This is a genomic window from Providencia sp. PROV252, assembly GCF_033676005.1.
Taxonomy (GTDB): Bacteria; Pseudomonadota; Gammaproteobacteria; order Enterobacterales; family Enterobacteriaceae; genus Providencia; species Providencia vermicola.
On the sequence record NZ_CP096294.1, the window covers coordinates 3824635 to 3845036 of the forward strand.

Annotated in this window: 15 protein-coding genes and 2 pseudogenes; 10 read left to right on the forward strand and 7 right to left on the reverse strand. The window is 40.6% G+C overall.

Features of this window, described 5'->3' with window-relative positions:
* Nucleotides 1-20 precede the first annotated feature (20 nt).
* Together mreC and M1F05_RS17645 are read right to left on the reverse strand one after the other, a co-directional pair.
* Nucleotides 21-983, reverse strand: coding sequence for a rod shape-determining protein MreC (mreC, locus tag M1F05_RS17640; protein ID WP_318825895.1), 963 nt, complete (start codon nt 981-983; stop codon nt 21-23).
* A gap of 83 nt (nt 984-1066) precedes the next feature.
* On the reverse strand, nt 1067-2110 hold the full coding sequence (locus tag M1F05_RS17645; RefSeq protein WP_047756254.1) for a rod shape-determining protein: 1044 nt from the start codon (nt 2108-2110) through the stop codon (nt 1067-1069).
* A gap of 607 nt (nt 2111-2717) precedes the next feature.
* Between M1F05_RS17645 and M1F05_RS17650 the strand changes: the two genes are divergently transcribed.
* The 9 genes from M1F05_RS17650 (at nt 2718) to fis (ending at nt 10696) form a co-directional block, all read left to right on the forward strand.
* On the forward strand, nt 2718-3701 hold the full coding sequence (locus M1F05_RS17650; RefSeq protein WP_206083529.1) for an oxidoreductase: 984 nt from the start codon (nt 2718-2720) through the stop codon (nt 3699-3701).
* A gap of 231 nt (nt 3702-3932) precedes the next feature.
* Nucleotides 3933-4397 carry a type II 3-dehydroquinate dehydratase gene (gene aroQ / locus M1F05_RS17655; protein ID WP_206083528.1) on the forward strand — a complete coding sequence of 155 codons (465 nt, stop codon included), beginning with the start codon at nt 3933-3935 and terminating at the stop codon, nt 4395-4397.
* Nucleotides 4398-4415: 18 nt separating this feature from the next.
* Nucleotides 4416-4886 (forward strand): acetyl-CoA carboxylase biotin carboxyl carrier protein, encoded by a 471-nt coding sequence (gene accB / locus M1F05_RS17660; RefSeq protein WP_206083527.1) that lies wholly within the window; start codon nt 4416-4418, stop codon nt 4884-4886.
* A gap of 12 nt (nt 4887-4898) precedes the next feature.
* Entirely contained in the window at nt 4899-6245 is a 1347-nt protein-coding gene (gene accC, locus M1F05_RS17665; protein ID WP_206083526.1) for an acetyl-CoA carboxylase biotin carboxylase subunit, read from the forward strand.
* Nucleotides 6246-6419: 174 nt separating this feature from the next.
* On the forward strand, nt 6420-6662 hold the full coding sequence (locus M1F05_RS17670) for a YhdT family protein (RefSeq protein WP_206083525.1): 243 nt from the start codon (nt 6420-6422) through the stop codon (nt 6660-6662).
* Nucleotides 6652-8091, forward strand: a complete 1440-nt coding sequence (gene panF, locus M1F05_RS17675; RefSeq protein ID WP_206083524.1) for a sodium/pantothenate symporter — start codon at nt 6652-6654, stop codon at nt 8089-8091. The genes M1F05_RS17670 and panF overlap by 11 nt, the downstream gene beginning before the upstream one ends.
* Before the next feature lie 116 nt (nt 8092-8207).
* Nucleotides 8208-9092 carry a 50S ribosomal protein L11 methyltransferase gene (gene prmA / locus M1F05_RS17680; RefSeq protein ID WP_206083523.1) on the forward strand — a complete coding sequence of 295 codons (885 nt, stop codon included), beginning with the start codon at nt 8208-8210 and terminating at the stop codon, nt 9090-9092.
* A gap of 316 nt (nt 9093-9408) precedes the next feature.
* Nucleotides 9409-10392, forward strand: coding sequence for a tRNA dihydrouridine synthase DusB (dusB, locus tag M1F05_RS17685; protein ID WP_206083522.1), 984 nt, complete (start codon nt 9409-9411; stop codon nt 10390-10392).
* 7 nt (nt 10393-10399) lie between these two features.
* Complete coding sequence (fis, locus tag M1F05_RS17690; RefSeq protein ID WP_004258438.1) at nt 10400-10696, forward strand: DNA-binding transcriptional regulator Fis; 297 nt, start codon at nt 10400-10402, stop codon at nt 10694-10696.
* 358 nt (nt 10697-11054) lie between these two features.
* On the opposite strand, the pseudogene M1F05_RS17695 reads toward fis, so the two are convergent.
* The 4 genes and pseudogenes from M1F05_RS17695 to M1F05_RS17710 form a co-directional block, all read right to left on the reverse strand.
* A pseudogene (locus M1F05_RS17695) lies at nt 11055-12605 on the reverse strand (methyl-accepting chemotaxis protein).
* A 380-nt stretch (nt 12606-12985) separates the two neighbouring features.
* Entirely contained in the window at nt 12986-14233 is a 1248-nt protein-coding gene (locus tag M1F05_RS17700) for an aromatic amino acid transporter (protein ID WP_206083520.1), read from the reverse strand.
* Nucleotides 14234-14300: 67 nt separating this feature from the next.
* Nucleotides 14301-15704, reverse strand: a complete 1404-nt coding sequence (locus M1F05_RS17705; protein ID WP_206083519.1) for a tryptophanase — start codon at nt 15702-15704, stop codon at nt 14301-14303.
* Between the two features lie 535 nt (nt 15705-16239).
* Nucleotides 16240-16425, reverse strand: a pseudogene (locus M1F05_RS17710) (GNA1162 family protein); the annotation flags it as partial.
* A 259-nt stretch (nt 16426-16684) separates the two neighbouring features.
* On the opposite strand from M1F05_RS17710, the gene M1F05_RS17715 reads away from it, so the two are divergent.
* Nucleotides 16685-17980 carry an MFS transporter gene (locus M1F05_RS17715; RefSeq protein ID WP_206083518.1) on the forward strand — a complete coding sequence of 432 codons (1296 nt, stop codon included), beginning with the start codon at nt 16685-16687 and terminating at the stop codon, nt 17978-17980.
* Nucleotides 17981-18069: 89 nt separating this feature from the next.
* On the opposite strand, the gene M1F05_RS17720 is transcribed toward M1F05_RS17715, so the two are convergent.
* Entirely contained in the window at nt 18070-20379 is a 2310-nt protein-coding gene (locus tag M1F05_RS17720; RefSeq protein WP_206083517.1) for a M66 family metalloprotease, read from the reverse strand.
* Between the last annotated feature and the right edge of the window lie 23 nt (nt 20380-20402).

The following is a 20402-nucleotide window of genomic DNA, read 5'->3' on the forward strand; positions in this document are numbered from 1 at the left end:
CATAATAATATTTCCTTTACCTATGGTTGCGATGCCATTGATGGTGGCAATGGTGGCCCTTGAATTTCACTTGGATTCGGTAAAACTTGCGGGAGCACTTTCATTAAGCGTTCATTTGCTGCACGGTACACTTCTGATGGCTGTAACGGCGTTTTCGGGTCACTATCATTACCCCATAAAAGCAGAAGATAACGTAAACGTTGTAGCTCAGCGCTTGGTCTGGCGCTAATGATAGTATATGCACGTTGTGTATCATGTTTCACCGCAGAGACTACCCCAACGGGGTAACCTTCAGGGAAACGCCCACCTAGGCCAGAGGTAACGAGCACATCCCCAACACGGATATCGGTGTTTTCAGGTAATGGCTCAAGCTGTAAATCATCCGCACACCCTGAACCCGCGGCAATGACACGCACATCATTGCGCAGAACCTGTACTGGAAGAGCATGTGTGGTATCGCAGATTAATAATACGCGGCTATTAAAGTTACTCACTCCCACCACTTGGCCGACAACGCCTTTATCACTAATAACGGGCTGACCTTCATAAACGCCTTCATTACTGCCTTTATCAATCACCACTTGATCACGATAAGGCGTGTTCGCACCTGAAATAACTTGCGTCACCATCATGTGTTCATCTTGGCGTAATGGCGAACCGAGAAGCTCCCTTAAGCGCGCATTTTCCTGCTTAAGTTGTTCCAGTAATAGGTTATCGGCTTTTTTCAGTAGCAGCTCTTGGCGCAATGCTTTGTTTTCAAATTGCAGCTGTTCCCGTGAAGAGAAACTTTCTGAGATATTGTCTAGGAACTGACGTGGGCCATTAGCTAAAAAATAGAATGGGCTGACCGCCGTGTCTAAGTAGTTACGGACTTTATTGAAGGGCTCGAATCGATGGTCAATCACCACCAGCACAAGTGCAATAATTACCGCAAAAAAAATGCGTAACTGTAGGGATGGACCTCGCCTAAAAATGGGCTTCATGTGTGGCTAAGTTTCGCTAATGTCAGAGGATCAAAAATAGTCAAAGCAGCTAGGCACCAACCTAACTGCTTATAGTTGGCCATTTAGTCTTCGCTAAACAGGTCACCACCGTGCATATCAATCATTTCTAACGCTTTACCACCACCACGGGCGACACAGGTTAGAGGATCTTCTGCAACGATAACTGGAATACCAGTCTCTTCCATTAATAAGCGATCTAAATTACGAAGAAGTGCACCACCGCCCGTTAAGACCATTCCGCGCTCTGAAATATCAGACGCTAATTCAGGTGGACACTGTTCCAGTGCAAGCATAACCGCGCTAACAATCCCCGTTAACGGCTCTTGTAATGCTTCTAAGATTTCATTGGAATTCATTTTGAAACCACGTGGAACCCCTTCAGCAAGGTTACGACCACGGACTTCAATTTCAAACACTTCATCAGTTGGGAATGCAGAGCCAATACCATGTTTAATACGCTCAGCCGTTGCTTCACCAATCAGTGAACCATAATTACGACGAACATAGTTAATAATGGATTCATCAAAACGGTCACCACCGATACGAACAGAGGATGAATACACCACACCATTTAATGAGATAACAGCGACTTCCGTAGTACCACCACCGATATCAACCACCATTGAACCTGTTGCTTCAGATACAGGAAGACCCGCACCGATAGCCGCAGCCATAGGCTCTTCAATTAAGAAGACTTCACGCGCACCAGCACTTAAGGCGGATTCGCGAATGGCTTTACGTTCAACTTGAGTTGCACCGACAGGTACACAGACCAACACGCGAGGGCTTGGACGCAAAAAGCTGTTGCTATGAACTTGTTTAATGAAGTGTTGTAACATTTTTTCAGTCAAGAAAAAGTCAGCAATAACGCCGTCTTTCATTGGTCTGATTGCAGAAATATTACCTGGTGTACGTCCCAGCATCTGTTTGGCTTCACCACCGACTGCGGCCACACTTTTCGGCGAACCTGCACGGTCTTGACGGATAGCGACTACAGAGGGTTCATTTAATTTTACGCCCTGTCCTTTGACATAAATGAGGGTATTGGCCGTACCCAAGTCAATAGACAAGTCATTAGAAAACATGCCACGAAATTTTTTAAACATAACGAAAGAGTTATCCTGCAAGCTGGGGACGAATATAAACCCGTCTACTCTACCAACCACTTGAAGCGGCCTCAAGACGTTAATGAGCTGCTTCTATAAATATGGTCAATTCATCTATTTTTCACGTACCGTACTGTACATGCTTCTTATCGAAACGAAGCAGATAAAAACCTCAAAAATAGATATTAATTTCACTTTTCCCATCACTAGATAGAATTACGTAAAAATAACCCCTACTCTTTGGCTGTTATATACTCCATTGTTTGTATTCCCAGTGTGACAAGTAATTGTGACTACAAGTTCAAATAATATTTTGATCTTTTTATTATTGCTACGCACTGGTTATTTTCACTACAAATCAGATGAATTTCACGAGTGTTCGCTCTATTATCTACCATAAATGAGGCAAATTTGTATTAGTACGCAAAATGAATTCGTCGTGATGCGTTATTTTGCATGATAAAAGCCTATTTATGCCAGAAAAAAATAAATTTTTACAAAATAATTACATTACTAATAGCTTAAGAACCGTTATTACGTCAATGAAAGACCTTTAAATTTTCGGCATTTTAAATGACATATTTAATCATTTCACTAGGAGTGAACGATGAAAGCTCTCGTCCTAAACAAATCCGATGAAAAAATCACCGCTAATATCCAATCTCTGACAACAGAAATGCTACCTGCCGGGGACATTATAGTCGATATTCACTGGTCCACACTAAATTATAAAGATGCGCTCGCCATTAATGGGAAAGCGGGTATAGTAAGGCAATACCCGATGGTGCCTGGTATCGATTTTTCTGGCGTCATTCACCACAGTGAAGACCCTCGTTTTCAAGTTGGGCAGCATGTTTTATTGACAGGTTGGGGGGTCGGTGAAACCCATTGGGGGGGCTTAGCCTCACAAGCCCGTGTTCCTGCAAATTATTTAACCCCCCTTCCTGAGCAACTCTCTTTAAAACAGGCGATGATTATTGGCACTGCGGGTTTTACCGCTATGCTGTGTGTCCAGGCTCTAGAAGATGCAGGCATTACGCCAGATAAAGGCGAAATCGTTGTCAGTGGAGCAAGTGGTGGTGTCGGCAGCACCGCGGTTCAACTGTTATCTTTATTAGGCTATGACGTGGTCGCCATTTCTGGACGTGAAGAAAATAACGCTTATTTGCAGACGCTAGGCGCAAAACGCGTTTTACCGCGCAGTGATTTTACACATCCCGCAAAACCACTCGATAAACAGCTTTGGGCTGGGGCTATCGATACCGTTGGTGGTGAATTGCTGGCTAACTTGCTGGCACAAACCCATTATAATGGTGCCATTGCAGCTTGTGGCTTGGCTGGTGGTTTTAACTTACCGACCAGTGTGATGCCTTTCATTTTACGTAATGTGCGCCTACAAGGAGTCGATTCAGTCTATTTTCCTGCGGCAAAACGCGCGAAAGTCTGGGAACGCCTTGCACGATTGCTGCCAGCTGCTTTCTATGAGCAAGTATGCTCTGAAATCAAATTGGAAGAAGCTGCAGAATATGCAAAAAAACTCTTAAAAAATGAAGTGACTGGACGTACTCTAGTCAATCTTTGCGAAAAATAACCGAATACGTGCGGCTCTCTGGCAAAAATACGGATTACCGCACATTTCACAAAATAAATTCGGGTAATTTCTCTGATAAGACCAGTATTTTGCTGCTATATGCCACGAAATAATTATAATAGCGTCCTTTGTCGGTAGAAATTCCATTTATTTTTATGATAAAAGATGACAAACGCTCAACATCGCGTTATGTTGTCGGACTATTGATATATCGTCGGAGTTAGCAGCATAATGGCAGAAGATATTCACATTTTACTCTTGAACGGGCCAAACCTAAACCTGCTAGGTACACGGGAGCCAGATAAATATGGCAACCAGACACTTGCTGATATCGTCGCAAAATTGGGCGTTGAAGCAGGCCAGTTAGGTGTAAAATTGAGTCATTTTCAATCAAATGCAGAGCATGAACTGATCGATAGAATTCATGCAGCACGCCATGATGTTGATTTTATTCTCATCAATCCGGCTGCATTCACACATACTAGCGTAGCTCTACGTGATGCGTTATTGGCGGTGTGTCTCCCGTTTATCGAGATCCACCTGTCTAATGTGCATGCGAGAGAACCATTTCGCCAACATTCTTATTTCTCCGACCAAGCTGTCGGTGTAATTTGTGGTCTAGGTGCTGATGGCTACCGTTTTGCTTTACAGGCAGCGGTTAACCGCGTGCGCCTAATTAATTCAATCCAAATATAAGAGTACGGAATCATATCCATGGATATTCGTAAAATTAAAAAGTTGATCGAGCTGGTCGAAGAGTCTGGCATTTCTGAACTGGAAATTTCTGAAGGTGAAGAGTCAGTACGTATCAGCCGTGTCGCTCCTGCTTCTCAAGTTATGGCTGCACCTCAACAATTTTACTCAGCACCTGTTGCACAACAACCTGCGCTGGCAAATGCTGTTGCACCATCTGAAGCAATGGCAACACCAGCTGCTCCTGCAACCGTTGCAGGGCATCAAGTTCGCTCACCAATGGTAGGAACGTTCTACCGTGCGCCAAGCCCAGAAGCGAAAGCATTCGTTGAAATTGGCCAAACTGTGAGTGTTGGTGACCCACTTTGCATCGTTGAAGCGATGAAAATGATGAACCAAATCGAAGCAGACAAAGCAGGCGTTGTTAAAGCCATTCTGTTGCAAAACGGTGATGCAGTAGAATTTGACGAGCCATTAGTTGTCATCGAATAACGAGGCGTCTCCATGCTGGAAAAAATTGTCATCGCAAACCGCGGGGAAATCGCACTACGTATTTTGCGTGCCTGTAAAGAATTAGGCATCAAAGCTGTAGCGGTTCACTCCACGGCTGATAGCGATCTAAAACACGTGTTGCTGGCTGATGAAACTATCTGTATTGGCCCAGCAGCCTCTGCAAAAAGCTACTTAAATATCCCTGCGATTATCTCCGCAGCAGAAATTTCAGGCGCACAAGCGATTCACCCAGGATATGGTTTCTTGGCTGAAAACGCTGATTTCGCAGAACAAGTTGAAAACTCGGGCTTTATTTTTATCGGTCCCAAAGCTGAAACCATCCGCCTAATGGGTGACAAGGTTTCTGCGATTAACGCGATGAAAAAAGCAGGAGTTCCGTGCGTGCCAGGTTCTGATGGCCCACTAGGTAATGACACCGAAAAAAATAAAACCATCGCAAAACGCATCGGTTTCCCTGTGATCATCAAAGCATCTGGTGGTGGTGGTGGTCGTGGTATGCGTGTGGTTCGCAACGAAAAAGATTTGGAATCTTCCATCAATCTGACGCGTGCTGAAGCGAAAGCCGCTTTCAATAATGATATGGTTTACATGGAGAAATACCTTGAAAACCCACGTCATATTGAAATTCAAGTTATGGCTGATGGCCAAGGCAATGCGGTTTATTTAGCAGAACGTGACTGTTCAATGCAACGTCGCCACCAAAAAGTGGTTGAAGAAGCACCTGCACCAGGGATCACCCCTGAAATTCGCCGTAGCATCGGTGAACGCTGTGCAAATGCCTGTATTGAAATCGGTTACCGTGGTGCAGGTACCTTTGAATTCCTGTTCGAAAACGGTGAATTCTACTTTATCGAAATGAATACCCGTATTCAGGTTGAGCACCCAGTGACTGAAATGATCACGGGCGTTGACTTAATCAAAGAGCAATTACGTATTGCTTCGGGTTTACCATTATCAGTGAAACAGGAAGATATTGTGGTTCACGGTCATGCGGTTGAGTGTCGTATCAACGCAGAAGATCCGAAAACCTTTATTCCTAGCCCAGGTAAAATCACACGCTTCCACTCTCCAGGTGGTTTCGGTGTACGCTGGGAATCTCATATCTACGCAGGCTATACAGTGCCTCCGTACTATGACTCAATGATTGGTAAACTGATCACCTATGGTGAAACCCGTGAAATTGCTATTTCTCGTATGAAAAATGCATTGAATGAGTTAATCGTTGATGGCATCAAAACCAACATCGAACTGCACCAAATGATCATGAACGATGAAAACTTCCAAAAAGGTGGAACTAACATCCACTATTTAGAGAAAAAACTGGGCATTTCTGAGTAATTTTGAAATTGTCTGTTTGACTCATCGTCAATTAATGCCGCAAAGCCCTGCTTCGCGGCATTTTTTTGCATTAAATACCTTTTCTCGCACTTTTATTCTGCCTTTTCTTACACTCTACCTGCGGATTATCGTACAATCCCTGATTATTTTTCTGTGAGTGAGGAGGAATAACGGATGGATAAACGTTTTCTTCAATCCAATAAGGAAGCGCGTTGGTCTCTCTATTTGACCATCGCATACATGATAGGCTGGATAATTAGTGCCTATCTACCCGACAATACGCGTGGTATCACTGGTCTACCGTTATGGTTTGAGTGGTCATGCATTATTGTCCCCGTCATTTTTATTTTGCTCTGCATTATGATGGTCAAAATCATTTTTAAAGATATTCCTCTGGAGGAGAAGGATGCAGATTGAAGTTCTTCTACCTTTAATTGGTTATCTAGCACTAGTTTTCCTGTTATCCGTCTACGCCTATAGAAAACGGACGAAAGGGGAATTCCTCAATGAGTACTTTTTAGGTAACCGTTCCATGGGCGGCTTTGTCCTAGCCATGACCATTACAGCAACCTATATTAGCGCAAGCTCATTTATTGGTGGGCCTGGTGCAGCGTATAAATATGGTCTGGGCTGGGTGCTCCTTGCTATGATCCAACTCCCTGCTATTTGGTTATCTCTCGGAGTATTAGGGAAAAAATTCGCTATCTTGGCACGTCGCTATAATGCAGTGACTCTAAACGATATGCTGTACGCTCGCTACCAAAGTCGATTTTTAGTCTGGTTCGCTAGTGTTAGCCTGTTGATTGCCTTCTTTGGGGCAATGACTGTACAGTTTATTGGCGGGGCAAGACTACTCGAAACCGCCGCAGGTATTCCCTACACATATGGGTTAATTATCTTCGGTGTCTCCATCGCGCTATATACCGCGATTGGCGGGTTTCGGGCGAGTGTATTAAACGATGCCTTACAAGGGCTCGTCATGCTGCTTGGCACGGTGATTTTACTTGTTGCCATCATTTATCATGCAGGGGGCCTCCCTGCTGCAATTGAAAAAATACAGTCTATTGATCCGAAATTAGTCTCCCCAGCAGGGGGCGATGATATTCTAAGTGGGCCGTTCTTAGCATCATTCTGGATTTTGGTTTGCTTTGGTGTTATTGGCTTACCGCACACTGCGGTACGCTGTATTTCATACAAAGACAGTAAAGCCGTTCACCGTGGTATTATTTTGGGCACTATCGTGATGGCGGTATTGATGTTTGGAATGCACTTTGCTGGCGCATTAGGTAGAGCAATCATACCTGACCTCACTATCCCTGACCAAGTCATTCCAACCTTGATGGTACAAGTACTACCGCCTTTTGCCGCAGGGATTTTCTTAGCAGCGCCTATGGCGGCAATTATGTCCACCATTAATGCCCAATTACTGCAATCTTCAGCAACTATCGTCAAAGATATTTACCTGAACGCAGCACCAGAACAAATAAGAAATGAGAAGAAGCTCGCACGGATCTCCAGCTTTTCTACTCTGATCTTGGGCGCATTACTCCTCATTGCTGCGTGGAACCCACCACAAATGATCATTTGGCTAAACCTGTTAGCCTTCGGTGGGTTAGAAGCCGTTTTCTTATGGCCACTGGTACTCGGACTGTATTGGGAGAAAGCCAACGGAACGGGCGCGGTTAGTGGCATGGTTGTCGGAGGAGTAAGCTATGCAATCTTAGCAAGCTTCAAAATCGAAATCATGGATTTCCACGCCATCGTACCATCACTGATTTTTAGCCTAATTGCGTTTCTTGTCGGTAATCTTTTTGGCAAAAATCCAGTACAATTGACGACAAATTAATTTAGAGACCTGTTTTTGACATTGTCTCGTCATATGACATTCATGCTCTAAATCGTGTGGGCTATCTGCACCAATTACGCGATAGCCCAAAACATAGTGAGCATTTAAGGAATACTATGCCTTGGATCCAAATCAAAATTAACTCCACAGCCCAACATGCGGAAGCACTGGGTGATGAACTTATTGAAACAGGCGCAGTCTCTGTAACATTTCAAGACAGCCACGATACCCCTGTTTTCGAACCGCTACCTGGGGAAACCCGTCTGTGGGGTGATACTGATGTAATTGGCTTATTTGATGCAGAAACGGAGATGAAATTCGTTGTTGCTCAATTAGAAAATAGCCCTCTACTGGGCACTGGTTTTGCCCACAAAATCGAACAGTTAGAAGACAAAGACTGGGAAAGAGAGTGGATGGATAACTTTCACCCAATGCGCTTTGGTGAGCGCTTGTGGATCTGCCCGAGCTGGCGAGATGTCCCTGATCCAACTGCGGTAAACGTGATGCTTGATCCTGGCTTAGCATTTGGAACAGGAACTCACCCAACCACATCCCTGTGTTTACAGTGGCTTGATGGCCTTGATTTAGAAGGTAAAACGGTGATTGACTTTGGTTGCGGATCTGGGATTTTAGCGATCGCTGCACTCAAGCTCGGTGCCGCTCATGCCATCGGGATCGATATTGATCCTCAAGCGATTACGGCAAGCCGTGATAACGCTGAACGTAATGGCGTTTCAGAGCGTTTATCTCTCTACTTACCGAAAGACCAACCCCAAGAGCTCCAAGCTGATGTCGTCGTCGCTAACATCCTTGCTGGCCCACTACGTGAATTAGCACCAATGATAAGCGTGCTACCGCGTGCAGGTGGGTTACTAGGACTTTCGGGTGTTCTCGCAACACAGGCAGAAAGTGTCGCAGATGCTTACCGCGCAACCTTTGAAATCGACCCTATTGCCGAGAAAGAAGAATGGTGCCGCATCACAGGTGTCAAGCATTTTTAATAGAAAAATTATAAAAATCAGAGAATAATTTCTTTGAAAATAAGCGCAGAATAGATTATCTTATAGCTCAAATATTGCTCAGTTGCTGGCGATAATCTGTTCTGCACGAGATTTGAACAGCATAACAGTTATTTTAATAAATGGTTACGTAGTTATCTTAACTATTTGTTAAATATAACTAATTTTAAAATTGCAAAAATGCAAGATAAAAAAATTAGTGATAAATAACCGTTTGCTCAAAGTTTGTCCTTTCATATCTCGTAAAAAATGCGTAATATACGCGCCCTTGCAGTCACAGTATGGCCCCCATTTAGATATGCGAATCGGACAATATCAGTTGAGAAACTGTCTTATTGCTGCCCCCATGGCAGGCATTACAGATAAACCGTTTAGGTCGCTCTGTTATGACATGGGTGCAGGGATGACAGTATCGGAGATGCTTTCTTCTAACCCTCAAGTTTGGAAGACAGACAAATCTAGACTCAGAATGGTTCATCGTGATGAACTTGGGGTTCGTTCTGTTCAAATAGCTGGCAATGATCCCGATGAAATGGCTGCCGCGGCTCAAATTAATGTTGAGAGTGGCGCTCAAATCATCGATATCAACATGGGCTGTCCAGCTAAAAAAGTGAATCGTAAGTTTGCAGGTTCAGCACTGTTACGTTATCCAGACATCGTTAAATCGATTCTCGAAGGCGTTGTTAAAGCAGTGGATGTTCCCGTTACGCTTAAGATCCGCACAGGCTGGTCACCTGAAGAGCGAAACTGCATAGAGATTGCCAAATTGGCCGAAGATTGCGGCATTCAAGCACTCACTATTCACGGCAGAACTAGAGCCTGTCTGTTTAATGGGGAGGCTGAATATGACAACATTCGGGCAGTTAAGCAGACTGTTACCATTCCGGTTATTGCCAATGGCGACATTACTGACCCGCATAAAGCCAGAGCAGTTCTAGACTACACAGGGGCGGATGCCTTGATGGTAGGCAGAGCCGCTCAGGGAAGACCCTGGATCTTTCGGGAAATCCAGCATTATCTGGACACAGGTGAGCTCTTGCCACCAATGCCTATGGCAGAGGTACAACGCATTATGCTCGCGCACGTACAGGAATTGCACGACTTTTATGGTCAAGGCAAAGGAGCCCGTATCGCGCGCAAACATGTTTCTTGGTACTTAAAAGAACATGCACCTGATGACCAGTTTCGGCGCTCATTCAACGCCATTGAGGATGCCAGCGAACAGCTGGAGGTGTTGGAAGCATTTTTTGAAAATTTTTGCGTAAATAAAGATAAGAGCTGACAGAACTATGTTCGAACAACGCGTAAATTCTGACGTACTAACCGTTGCTACTGTAAATTCACAAGATCAAGTAACTCAAAAACCGTTACGTGACTCAGTTAAGCAAGCACTGAAGAACTATTTTGCTCAATTAAATAATCAAGATGTTAACGATTTATATGAGCTGGTATTGGCTGAGGTAGAACAGCCTTTGTTGGACATGGTTATGCAATATACCCGTGGAAACCAGACCCGTGCAGCCCTGATGATGGGTATCAACCGCGGAACTCTGCGTAAGAAACTGAAAAAATACGGCATGAACTAATCCTAGTCGGTTAATGCAGTGTTTTTAAAGGCATTTCCTGTTTTTCAGGGAATGCTTTTTTGTTCCCCCTCCCCCCCAAAATTCTGCTCACAATCTCTTGGCACTTATCGCGGTAATCAACAATATCGCCCCATGACAAGCGATTCCAAAAAATAAGCACAAGGTGATGCGTTAAGTCTGATTAACAAATCAGTGATGGCTTATATTCTTATAGCCCCCTTAGTGGTTTACAATTAGAAACTGACCTTGAAGCGTTCCTGAGTCAAATTGACCAGAATACCTACGCAAAGGAATAAGATAATCTAACAAATACAGTTAGTTATCCTATCCCCCTATTTCAACTTAATCAACTAACGGGTTACACACTCGTTAGTTGAAACTTTCTAACCCCCTGCTGTAACTCCTGAGTTTGCTCAGCTAATGAACTGGCCGCCGTTGCCACTTGCTCAACTAAAGAAGCATTTTGCTGTGTAACGCTGTCCATCTGTGTAATCGCCACACCAACTTGAGCAATACCTTTACTTTGCTCTTCAGAAGCCACCGTTATCTGCTTCATAATCGCAGTCACTTCATTGATACCTTGCAGAATGTTTTCCATGGTTTTACCCATTTCATTAACTAGTCCTGTCCCTTTTTCAACACAGGCCCCTGAATCCGCAATCAAACGTTCGATTTCCATTGCCGCATCCGCGCTGTGACTCGCTAGCTTACGGACTTCAGCCGCGACGACCATAAAACCACGGCCGTGTACACCCGCCCTTGCCGCCTCAATGGAGGCATTTAGCGCTAATATATTGGTTTGAAAACTAATATCGTTAATCATATTGATGATATCTGCGATTTTTTGTGAGCTTTGGGATATCTCATTCATTGTCACAACAACTGAATCAACGATCGTATTTCCTTTGTTTGCTACGACAAACGCTTCACTTGCTAATTGGTTCGCTTGAAGAGTGTTTTCCATATTCAGCTGCACAGCCGCAGTAATTTGTTCCATACTCGCCGCCGTTTCTTCTAACGCTGCCGCTTGTTCTTCCGTTCTCGATGAAAGATCACTGTTACCATTGGAAATTTCACTCGCCCCGAGATAAATATTTTCACTGCCCTGCCGTATAATACTAACTGATCCGCGCAAGCTTGTTTGCATCTCTTCAAGCAACGGAAATAGTTTACCAACACAATTGTTTCCGAAAGGCTTAATTGAATGACTTAAATCCCCTTTCGCTATTTGCGAAAAATATTGTCTTAGCAAATCCAATGGCTTTTGCATCATAGCTGCAAGGTAGCGATCGGTGAAAATTAGAGTTAATACCCCGAGTACCGTCGCAACAATCATTACGACACGCGTAATATCCATTTGATTATCAACTTGGTCACGTGTTGCACTGATCATCTCTTCTGCTGATTGATTAAACTTTTGGATTGATGCGCCAAATGTTCTGCTCAATGCTGGGGTCACATTATGCGCGTGGGTTAAATATTCCTGTGAATTATCTCCCATGCCTAGAACTAACTGTGGCTTAACACCCTCATCAAGTAGTGCCTGCCAGCTATTAATCACTTGCTCAGAAATCTCAGTATCCATCGGCCCTGGCGAAATCGCTTTCATCTGCTCAAGATAGCTTGCCATATTCTCCATCGCATCTTTAACAGGTGCATAATCGATAGCTTTTCCCTCATTTTTACTTTCCATCACACGCGTTTACCGTGTGACAAAACGAAAATATTGGTCATTTCCTTGACTGAGTACTGTCATCTGTTTCACCAATTGCCTATCGATATCATTACCATCAGCAATCCGAGACAAAGACCAACCGCTATAGAGACTGGTTCCCCCCAAGATCAAGCATAGAAGCCCTAATAAAATGAGCATAACAGCACGAATTGAGTAGTTTCGAAGTTTCTGCATACAATTTCTCTTTTGGTGGGATAAAATGACGATATTTAACTTTATCGGCGATAAAGAGAAAAAAATTAGCCACTTAAACGGCTTAGTTAATAGACAAAAAACAATAAAATAAGTAAAAACGCTTATAATTCAAAAGGGTTATTATTTGGTTTTAAGAGAATTAATTTTGTATACGCTATAAATTAATTTTATAAGTTTGATAAGGATCGCTAAATACAAATACCCACCCTTCCTAAATACCTTCGTTATCCCCAAGGAAAAGTATTAACATCCCTCTTCAAAATGGCATGTGCTTTAGAATTCCCTCCGCCATTAAGCAGAAAAAAGGTACAGCAAACCCCGCTGTACCTTTACAGTTAGCTTAAAACAAGATTGAAAAATTAACGGTATATCGGTAAAAAATTAAACTGAGCGAGTAATTGGCAGATAATACCCAAAATACCAAAAGCAATAACGGCATAGATTAACCCTTTACCGCCCCATACTTTAAATTTTGAATCCGGGAAACGTTCTCTGACTTTCAATGCCATAATAGCAGGGCAGATTATCGCCCAAATACATGCTGCCATACCAGCATATGCTATTGCGATTAAAAAACCATTTGGGAATAACATGCAAAGAATTAAAGGGGGTAAAAAGCAAAGTAATGCTGATTTCATTCGCCCTGATGGGTTATCTTTAAAGCTCAAAGATGCAAGTATGTAATCAAATAACCCAATAGCAACACCTAAGAATGAACAAAATACAGCGCTAATAGAAAACCAAAGTAAAAATGTCGCAATGTGTTTACTATTCAGAACGGAATAAAGTGATTCAATAAATGCGTCTAAATTACCGCCTTTATTTATTATTGTTAAAAACTCAGTTCTTGGTAGATTACCCATTGTCCCCATAATCCAAAGAAAATAAAGAACGAGTGCTAATACACAACCAATCACACAGCTCTTAACCACTTTTCTTTCATTTTCATGATATAGCTTGTACAAACTGCACACATTACCATGGTAACCAAATGAAGTAATTGCATAGGGAATAATAATAAATACAAAAGGTAATAATGCGGTTTGCCCACCTTCAACAGGTGATGTTAATAATAAGTCCGTTTTGACAATCAAAAATAATCCAGAGAATGCGAGGATAAACAAAATAATTTTTATAAATAAAAATAATGATGTTAAACGACTCGCACCAACACCACTCCACCAAATACTCGCACCTAGTATTAATGTGAAGGCAATAAAAATAACTCTTAAATTAATATCATAACCATAAATAGCCGCAGCTTCTTTAATAACAGATCCCGCTGCAGATATATAGGCATAAATTAATATATAAAGGACAAATATTAATGCCATGTTAGCAATATAACAGGCCCATCTTGGTAAAAGTTCTTTTGATATAAAAAAGTAATTCGTCCCTGCGCCATATTTAGAAATACATTCTAAAATATAAATCCCTGAATGAAACATAAAAAAGCAAACAACTAACAAGATAACTACAGAGTTAATAAACCAAGCTCCAGCCATAATAGTTGGCAAGCTAAACATTCCCGCCCCTATCATGGCACCGCCTAGCACAAAACCCCCTACCATTATGGAGGGTTCTTTCTTGGCTGCCGAATTATTCATGGTGTTTACCTTAAGAATAAGGATGAGGTTCCCGCATTGCACGGGAACCATAATATATACCTATTTTTTATTTAATAGGTTTTAATCTTGCTGTGAAGTGTCTTAATACTGGTGGCTCATATTCAAAATCCAACCCTTTTAAGGTGGCAAATTTATCTTTTAAGCCAATCAGAGCATCTGCAATGTAATCCATGTGGTCATTAGTATAAACACGTCTTGCAATAGTTAACCGCATGAATTCCATGTCTGCATGTTTTTGTTTCCCAGTTTCGGGGTCACGTCCTAATAAAAACGAGCCAATCTCAACAGCACGAACACCTGACTCTAAATATAGCGCGTTAATAACAGCTTGCGCTGGGAATTGATCACCTGGAATATGTGGGACCAGTTTTTTACAGTCCACAAATACAGCATGTCCACCTGTAGGGTATTGAATTGAAATTCCACCTTCACGTAAACGGTCACCTAAATATTTTACTTGGCCAATACGATAATGTAGGTATTCTTCACCAGCGCCTTCCTCAAGGCCTTGCACCATCGCTGCCATATCACGGCCAGCTAAACCGCCGTAAGTTACAAAACCTTCCATCGGAACACAGCGCTGTCTTGCTAGTGTAAAGATATTTTCATCATTTTTAATACAAACTAATCCACCAATATTTAATAACGGATCTTTTTTCGCTGACATCGTTAATGCATCAGCATATTTGTACATATCAAGGATGATTTCTTTAATCGTTGCATTTTTATATTTCGGATCACGCTCTTTAATAAAATACGCATTTTCACAGAAACGTGCGGAGTCCATAACAACAAAAATATTATGTTGTTTTGCGATTTCATACACTTCTTTCAAGTTAGCCATAGATACTGGCTGGCCACCTGCACTATTACAGGTGATAGTAGAAACAATCGCAACAACGTTTTCTGCACCATACTGCGCAATATTATCTTTCAATTTTTGAATATCAAAGTTACCTTTCCAATCATCATAGGTATCTGAGTCATAGGCTTTTTCTGTAACGATATTGATTGCTTTACAATGGTTTAACTCAACGTGGGCTGCTGTCGTATCAAAGTGGAAGTTAGAAATAAATACGGGCTTTTTCGCTCCGCCTTGTTCCTGTTTGACTTTCAGCAATACAGGGAACAACATATTTTCAGCACCACGGCCTTGGTGAGCGGGAATGACATAATCGTAATCAAACATCTCTTTAACTTTATCTTTTAAATCATAATAGTTACGAGACCCTGCATATGCTTCATCACCCGTAATCATCGCTGCCCACTGGTGATCACTCATGGCATTGGTACCAGAGTCAGTTAAGAGATCGATATACACAGCACTGCTTGGTAATAAAAATGGGTTGTATCCCGCTTCTTTTAATGCAGCTTCACGCTCTTCTCTTGATGGGATACGGATATTTTCTACCATTTTAATACGAAATGGTTCTACGATTCTTTTAGCCATGATAATACCTTTAATTTTTCATTAAATAATAAATATAAGAATTCGAACTTATAAAAAATAAGCTAACGAAACTTTTAACTGAGGAAAAATTGAAAGGTTAATTATTTGGAAAAAAGAAGGCTAAGGAAATATCAATATTGAACCATTTCTTCATATAGAAGAAATACCTTGATATTAGTGACTCGTTTAACAAGAACATACTATGACTCCTATCAACAAGGAATTAGTACAACCATCTGCATTATATATATAACAGTTACATTCTTAAATTAACCCCTATTGTCATATTATTATACTTATATCACATTATTTAGGCTAAATAGCATAAACCCTTTGAGCTCAGTCACAATGTTTATTTTATGCAATTTAGGTGTTAAAAATAATTTAATTAATTAACTTATTTCACAAGGAACTGATAATAAGTATGTTAGTTGAATAATTATAAAGAATAATTTAGCTTAATATAAAAATATCTTAATTAAAATTAAATGGATAGAATCTTACAATAAGGCTTTATCCATTACTTAACTAATCGTTACTGAGCATCTTTGCCATACTTTGTTGACTTTGGACCGTATAAAATCCCATTAGGGCTACCTGCAGATAATAACCGAGTACTTGTTATACCCGCTATTGCATAGCTTTTATCTGTCATCGTATCTGCTATCTGATTCATAACAGCAGAAACTAGCGCACCTAAAATACCATTTGAAGAGGAGTTATAAACAAATGTAACCCATAGTTTCTTAGTGCGGGTTAAATAAAACACTCAACAAAACTTATTTTTAATGAGAATAACCCTCTGTATGCCATGAAATTTTCTGCACAAAATATCCACATCCTGCATTATTTTAACTTTTTATTAACATTAATGATTGTGCTTTCTCTCAGAAACAGTAAGTGTAGGGAGGGCACGTTGTGACCATAAAAATAAGCCTGCTACTAAAAATTATTAAACCCTCATAATAAGAGAGTTAATTATGACGATGCAAACAATCGCTGTGAAATCATTTACTTCCACAAAAACAACATCAAAGGTTTTGCTGATTTGCTGGATGAGTATTTTGTTTGAAGGATACGATGTCGGCGTAATGGGGGCGGTACTACCTACCCTTGCCGAATACAAGCAATGGAGTTTATCGCCTCTTGAGCTAGGAGCTCTAAGTAGTTATGCATTAATAGGTATGTTTTTTGGTGCCTTTATTATTGGCACACTAAGCGAATTATATGGTCGGCGGCGCATGTTATTAGCCTGCGTAACGTTATTTTCAGTCACCATGTTAGGCGCTGCATTGGCACCCACACCATGGGTTTTTGGGATCATGCGTTTTATTGGTGGAATTGGTTTAGGGGGTGTAATTCCTGTTGCCGCCGCTTTAACCATTGAATATTCCCCCAGTGAAAAACGCTCATTTAATTATGGCATTATGTATTCTGGTTATTCATTGGGGATTTTAAGCGCAGCTCTAGTCGCGATATGGTTGCTTGAACAATTCGGCTGGCGAAGCGTGATTGCTTTTGGTGCATTACCATTATTACTTATTTGGCCAATGGCACGCATTCTTCCTGAATCACTCGAATATTTAACCCATAAAGGCTTACACAGTGAAGCCAAGGCATTAGCTAAAAAACTTGATATTAATTACCAATCGACATCTGAGCATGTGCAAGATAACCCCCAAAGTATTAAAGAAATTGTTTCCGTTGTTTTTGCTTGGCGCCACTTACGAGCTACAGCTTGTTTTTGGATAGCCTTATTCTGCGGTATGTTATTAGTCTATGGATTAAATACTTGGCTACCTTCTATTATGCGTAAAGAAGGATATAACTTAGGTTCCAGCTTAACATTTTTAATTGTATTTAGCTTAGCCTCTGCGCTGGGGGGGTTATTCTTAGGAAAAATTGCAGACAGATATGGTGTTCGAAATTCTGTGGCCTTCTTCTTTTTGCTTGGTGCTATTGGCGTGGGAAGCTTGATATTCAAGCAAAATATTTATATGAACTATATGCTCGTCGCCTTTGCTGGGGTCGGCAGTATTTCAGCTGCATTGATATTAACAGGCTATATTGCCAATTATTACCCATCCAATGCGCGCGCATCTGCAACGGGTTGGGCACTTAGCTTCTCACGAATTGGTGCTATGACAGGGCCAATGTTTGGTGCATATATTGCGAGCCTTGGAATTGCCACAAGTTGGAATTTCATTGCATTTGCTATTGTCGCCATTATTGCTGCGATTGCTGTTATCTTATTACCAGCCAAACAGATCGTATAATATGATAAAAGGATAGAATATATTCTATCCTTTTAAAGATTCCATCAATTTTAATTCTAATCTAAATAATGGCATTAGCTTTAAAATAATTAATGCTCATTAATTGTGTATGCTAAATTATCACTCCCAAGATTTATTGACTTCTCCGCGACAACCCCCCCCCGAACAATGATACGAGCTAATTTTGGAGATAAATCTCGACTCACATTAATATGAAACTGATTCATTTCATCATCTCTAACTCTAATATTCTTCAGCTTATGGAAACTCAATAAACCATCAGTATATTCAACCTCAAGGTAACAATTACTATTATCCATAACCTTATCTGATTCATATATCATTCCATATGCTGAATTTAACGGAGGGTATATATAACTTGGTAATTCATTACGTGGATCGTAAAACCCAATAATAGTAATTACTTTCCTACCTTGTTCTAAAGGAACCAAGTCAACATAAGGTTCGTCTTCAATAACCCAAATAACGCCATTTGAGACATAGTATAATTCAATATTTTTTTCAGCTGATAAAATAGTTCCATTCATATGTAAATAAACACCATAACTAGATCTCGAGTTGATTTTTATAACATTGCCATTATTGTCATCATTCGCATCTGGAAAATAAACATTTCCAGCCCAATTCCCGTCATAAATATCAATATAAATATATTTATTTTCTTCAAAGTAATCATTTATATAATCAGCTGTAATATCTACAGAATTTTTAATAGTGACCCACTTAAAATCATATTTGTTTACCTTATTCTCATACTCTACCATTTTATTTTCTTGATTATTCCAAATGCTAAATCCTGTTTTAGAATTTGGATCAAATATCGCTTTGCTCTCCAAATCATTTTGAATATAAAATAATGAATATGGTGTATGTAAAGTAAAAACATTGTGCTTCTCATACATTGGACTGCCTCCCGCCATAGCATCTCTACCAAGAGAGTGGCCTTCAAAAGGGGGTGCACACGGCCCAATTCCTTCATCTTCTAGATATGTAGGTTTGTTGGTGATATCTTGTTTAAAATTAGGCAGAAAAAAATTATTATCGCAGTCCCATCCCCATGTAGAGTTTCGATGAGTTGGGATCTGAGCAACTGAGCCATCAAAATCCCCAGGGTAATGCCCTAAACCAAAGTTATGCCCAACTTCATGACTAAATTCATTTCCTATCGTGTCATCTAGCGTCACCATGCCACTTCCACCCGATCCTCCATGAACTTGTATGCCATTCTCATACATCCCTATACTTGTATGTACTGTAAATTGTGATGTATTTCCCCTTGGACCAAGCTCTCTACCTGTTACATTGATACCATAATTTGCATAGTTAATTCCTGAAGCAATCAGTGACTTGGCAATTTGTTCCCTCATAATTCCATCGTGCCAGCCACCATTCCCTGGTGCATGGCCAGTAAGTAAGCGTCCATCAGACAGCATCACCTCATCTAAATCGATAGGATCATATGTATTGACGATTAAACGAGATACTGGAATTTGTTGAAAATATTGACGATGATATTCAGGGTTTTCTTGAAATTCAAATTTCTCTCTATGGGGAGTTAACATACCAATTGCAATCGTATTTAAGAACAACTGATTAGGTGCTCTTACTATAGGCTTATCAATAAAGCCAAATTTATTATCTCGGATAAATTTAAGCTTTATTCCTGGTTGAATAACATCTTGAGGAACAACGACAGACCAAGTATTTCCTATATATTGAATTTCTGATAAAAACTTTCCATCACTATTGCTGTCAGTTGACTCGTACCATGTCCCTCTTTCATTAACAAGTAATAAGGAATCCCCTTGTTCAAGATTTTTCTTTGTAGAATTAAAGAGAATTGAAATCCCCCATGTTGATGTACATTGGAATAACACTTTTTTACCCGCATAATCCAAATTATAAAATAACTCAAAGGATGGAGAGTATCCGCCATCATAAGTTACTACATTTATTGTGTTATATTCGTCAATAAACTTATTAAAATACAATGGATCTTTAGCGTTTTGTAATTGTTCACTATTATCTAAGGTAAAATCAAAATAGGATGGCTGTGAAAAATCAGCCTCTATTTCAGCATATACGTTCGAACAGGTCTTGGTTAGGTGCTCAGGAGATAACATTTCCTGATTAAATAAAATATCAGAATTTTCATTATAAATAGCAATTCGAATAGGAGATTCGCTTAATAAATCGTCATGAGGCTTAAACATAAACATTGTTTTTCTATTTGATATTAACGTTGGTTGAATATCATTACTCACATGATTTTTTGCGGGTATAATACTATTTTGCACATAATAGACCGTACCTTTAAGATCACCATAAGTATCACTATCATATTTAGAATTATTAAAATAGGTTATGTTTTTTTTCATTTAAAATCTGCCTTTTCTTGTTG

Bases quoted from the DNA above. Each gene is read 5' to 3' on its own strand.
- M1F05_RS17700 (WP_206083520.1), bottom strand. From the start codon at position 14,233: ATGAATAATTCGGCAGCCAAGAAAGAACCCTCCATAATGGTAGGGGGT.
- fis (WP_004258438.1), top strand. From the start codon at position 10,400: ATGTTCGAACAACGCGTAAATTCTGACGTACTAACCGTTGCTACTGTA.
- panF (WP_206083524.1), top strand. From the start codon at position 6,652: ATGCAGATTGAAGTTCTTCTACCTTTAATTGGTTATCTAGCACTAGTT.
- accC (WP_206083526.1), top strand. From the start codon at position 4,899: ATGCTGGAAAAAATTGTCATCGCAAACCGCGGGGAAATCGCACTACGT.
- mreC (WP_318825895.1), bottom strand. From the start codon at position 983: ATGAAGCCCATTTTTAGGCGAGGTCCATCCCTACAGTTACGCATTTTT.
- prmA (WP_206083523.1), top strand. From the start codon at position 8,208: ATGCCTTGGATCCAAATCAAAATTAACTCCACAGCCCAACATGCGGAA.
- M1F05_RS17720 (WP_206083517.1), bottom strand. From the start codon at position 20,379: ATGAAAAAAAACATAACCTATTTTAATAATTCTAAATATGATAGTGAT.
- M1F05_RS17705 (WP_206083519.1), bottom strand. From the start codon at position 15,704: ATGGCTAAAAGAATCGTAGAACCATTTCGTATTAAAATGGTAGAAAAT.
- dusB (WP_206083522.1), top strand. From the start codon at position 9,409: ATGCGAATCGGACAATATCAGTTGAGAAACTGTCTTATTGCTGCCCCC.
- M1F05_RS17645 (WP_047756254.1), bottom strand. From the start codon at position 2,110: ATGTTTAAAAAATTTCGTGGCATGTTTTCTAATGACTTGTCTATTGAC.
- M1F05_RS17650 (WP_206083529.1), top strand. From the start codon at position 2,718: ATGAAAGCTCTCGTCCTAAACAAATCCGATGAAAAAATCACCGCTAAT.
- accB (WP_206083527.1), top strand. From the start codon at position 4,416: ATGGATATTCGTAAAATTAAAAAGTTGATCGAGCTGGTCGAAGAGTCT.
- M1F05_RS17670 (WP_206083525.1), top strand. From the start codon at position 6,420: ATGGATAAACGTTTTCTTCAATCCAATAAGGAAGCGCGTTGGTCTCTC.
- aroQ (WP_206083528.1), top strand. From the start codon at position 3,933: ATGGCAGAAGATATTCACATTTTACTCTTGAACGGGCCAAACCTAAAC.
- M1F05_RS17715 (WP_206083518.1), top strand. From the start codon at position 16,685: ATGACGATGCAAACAATCGCTGTGAAATCATTTACTTCCACAAAAACA.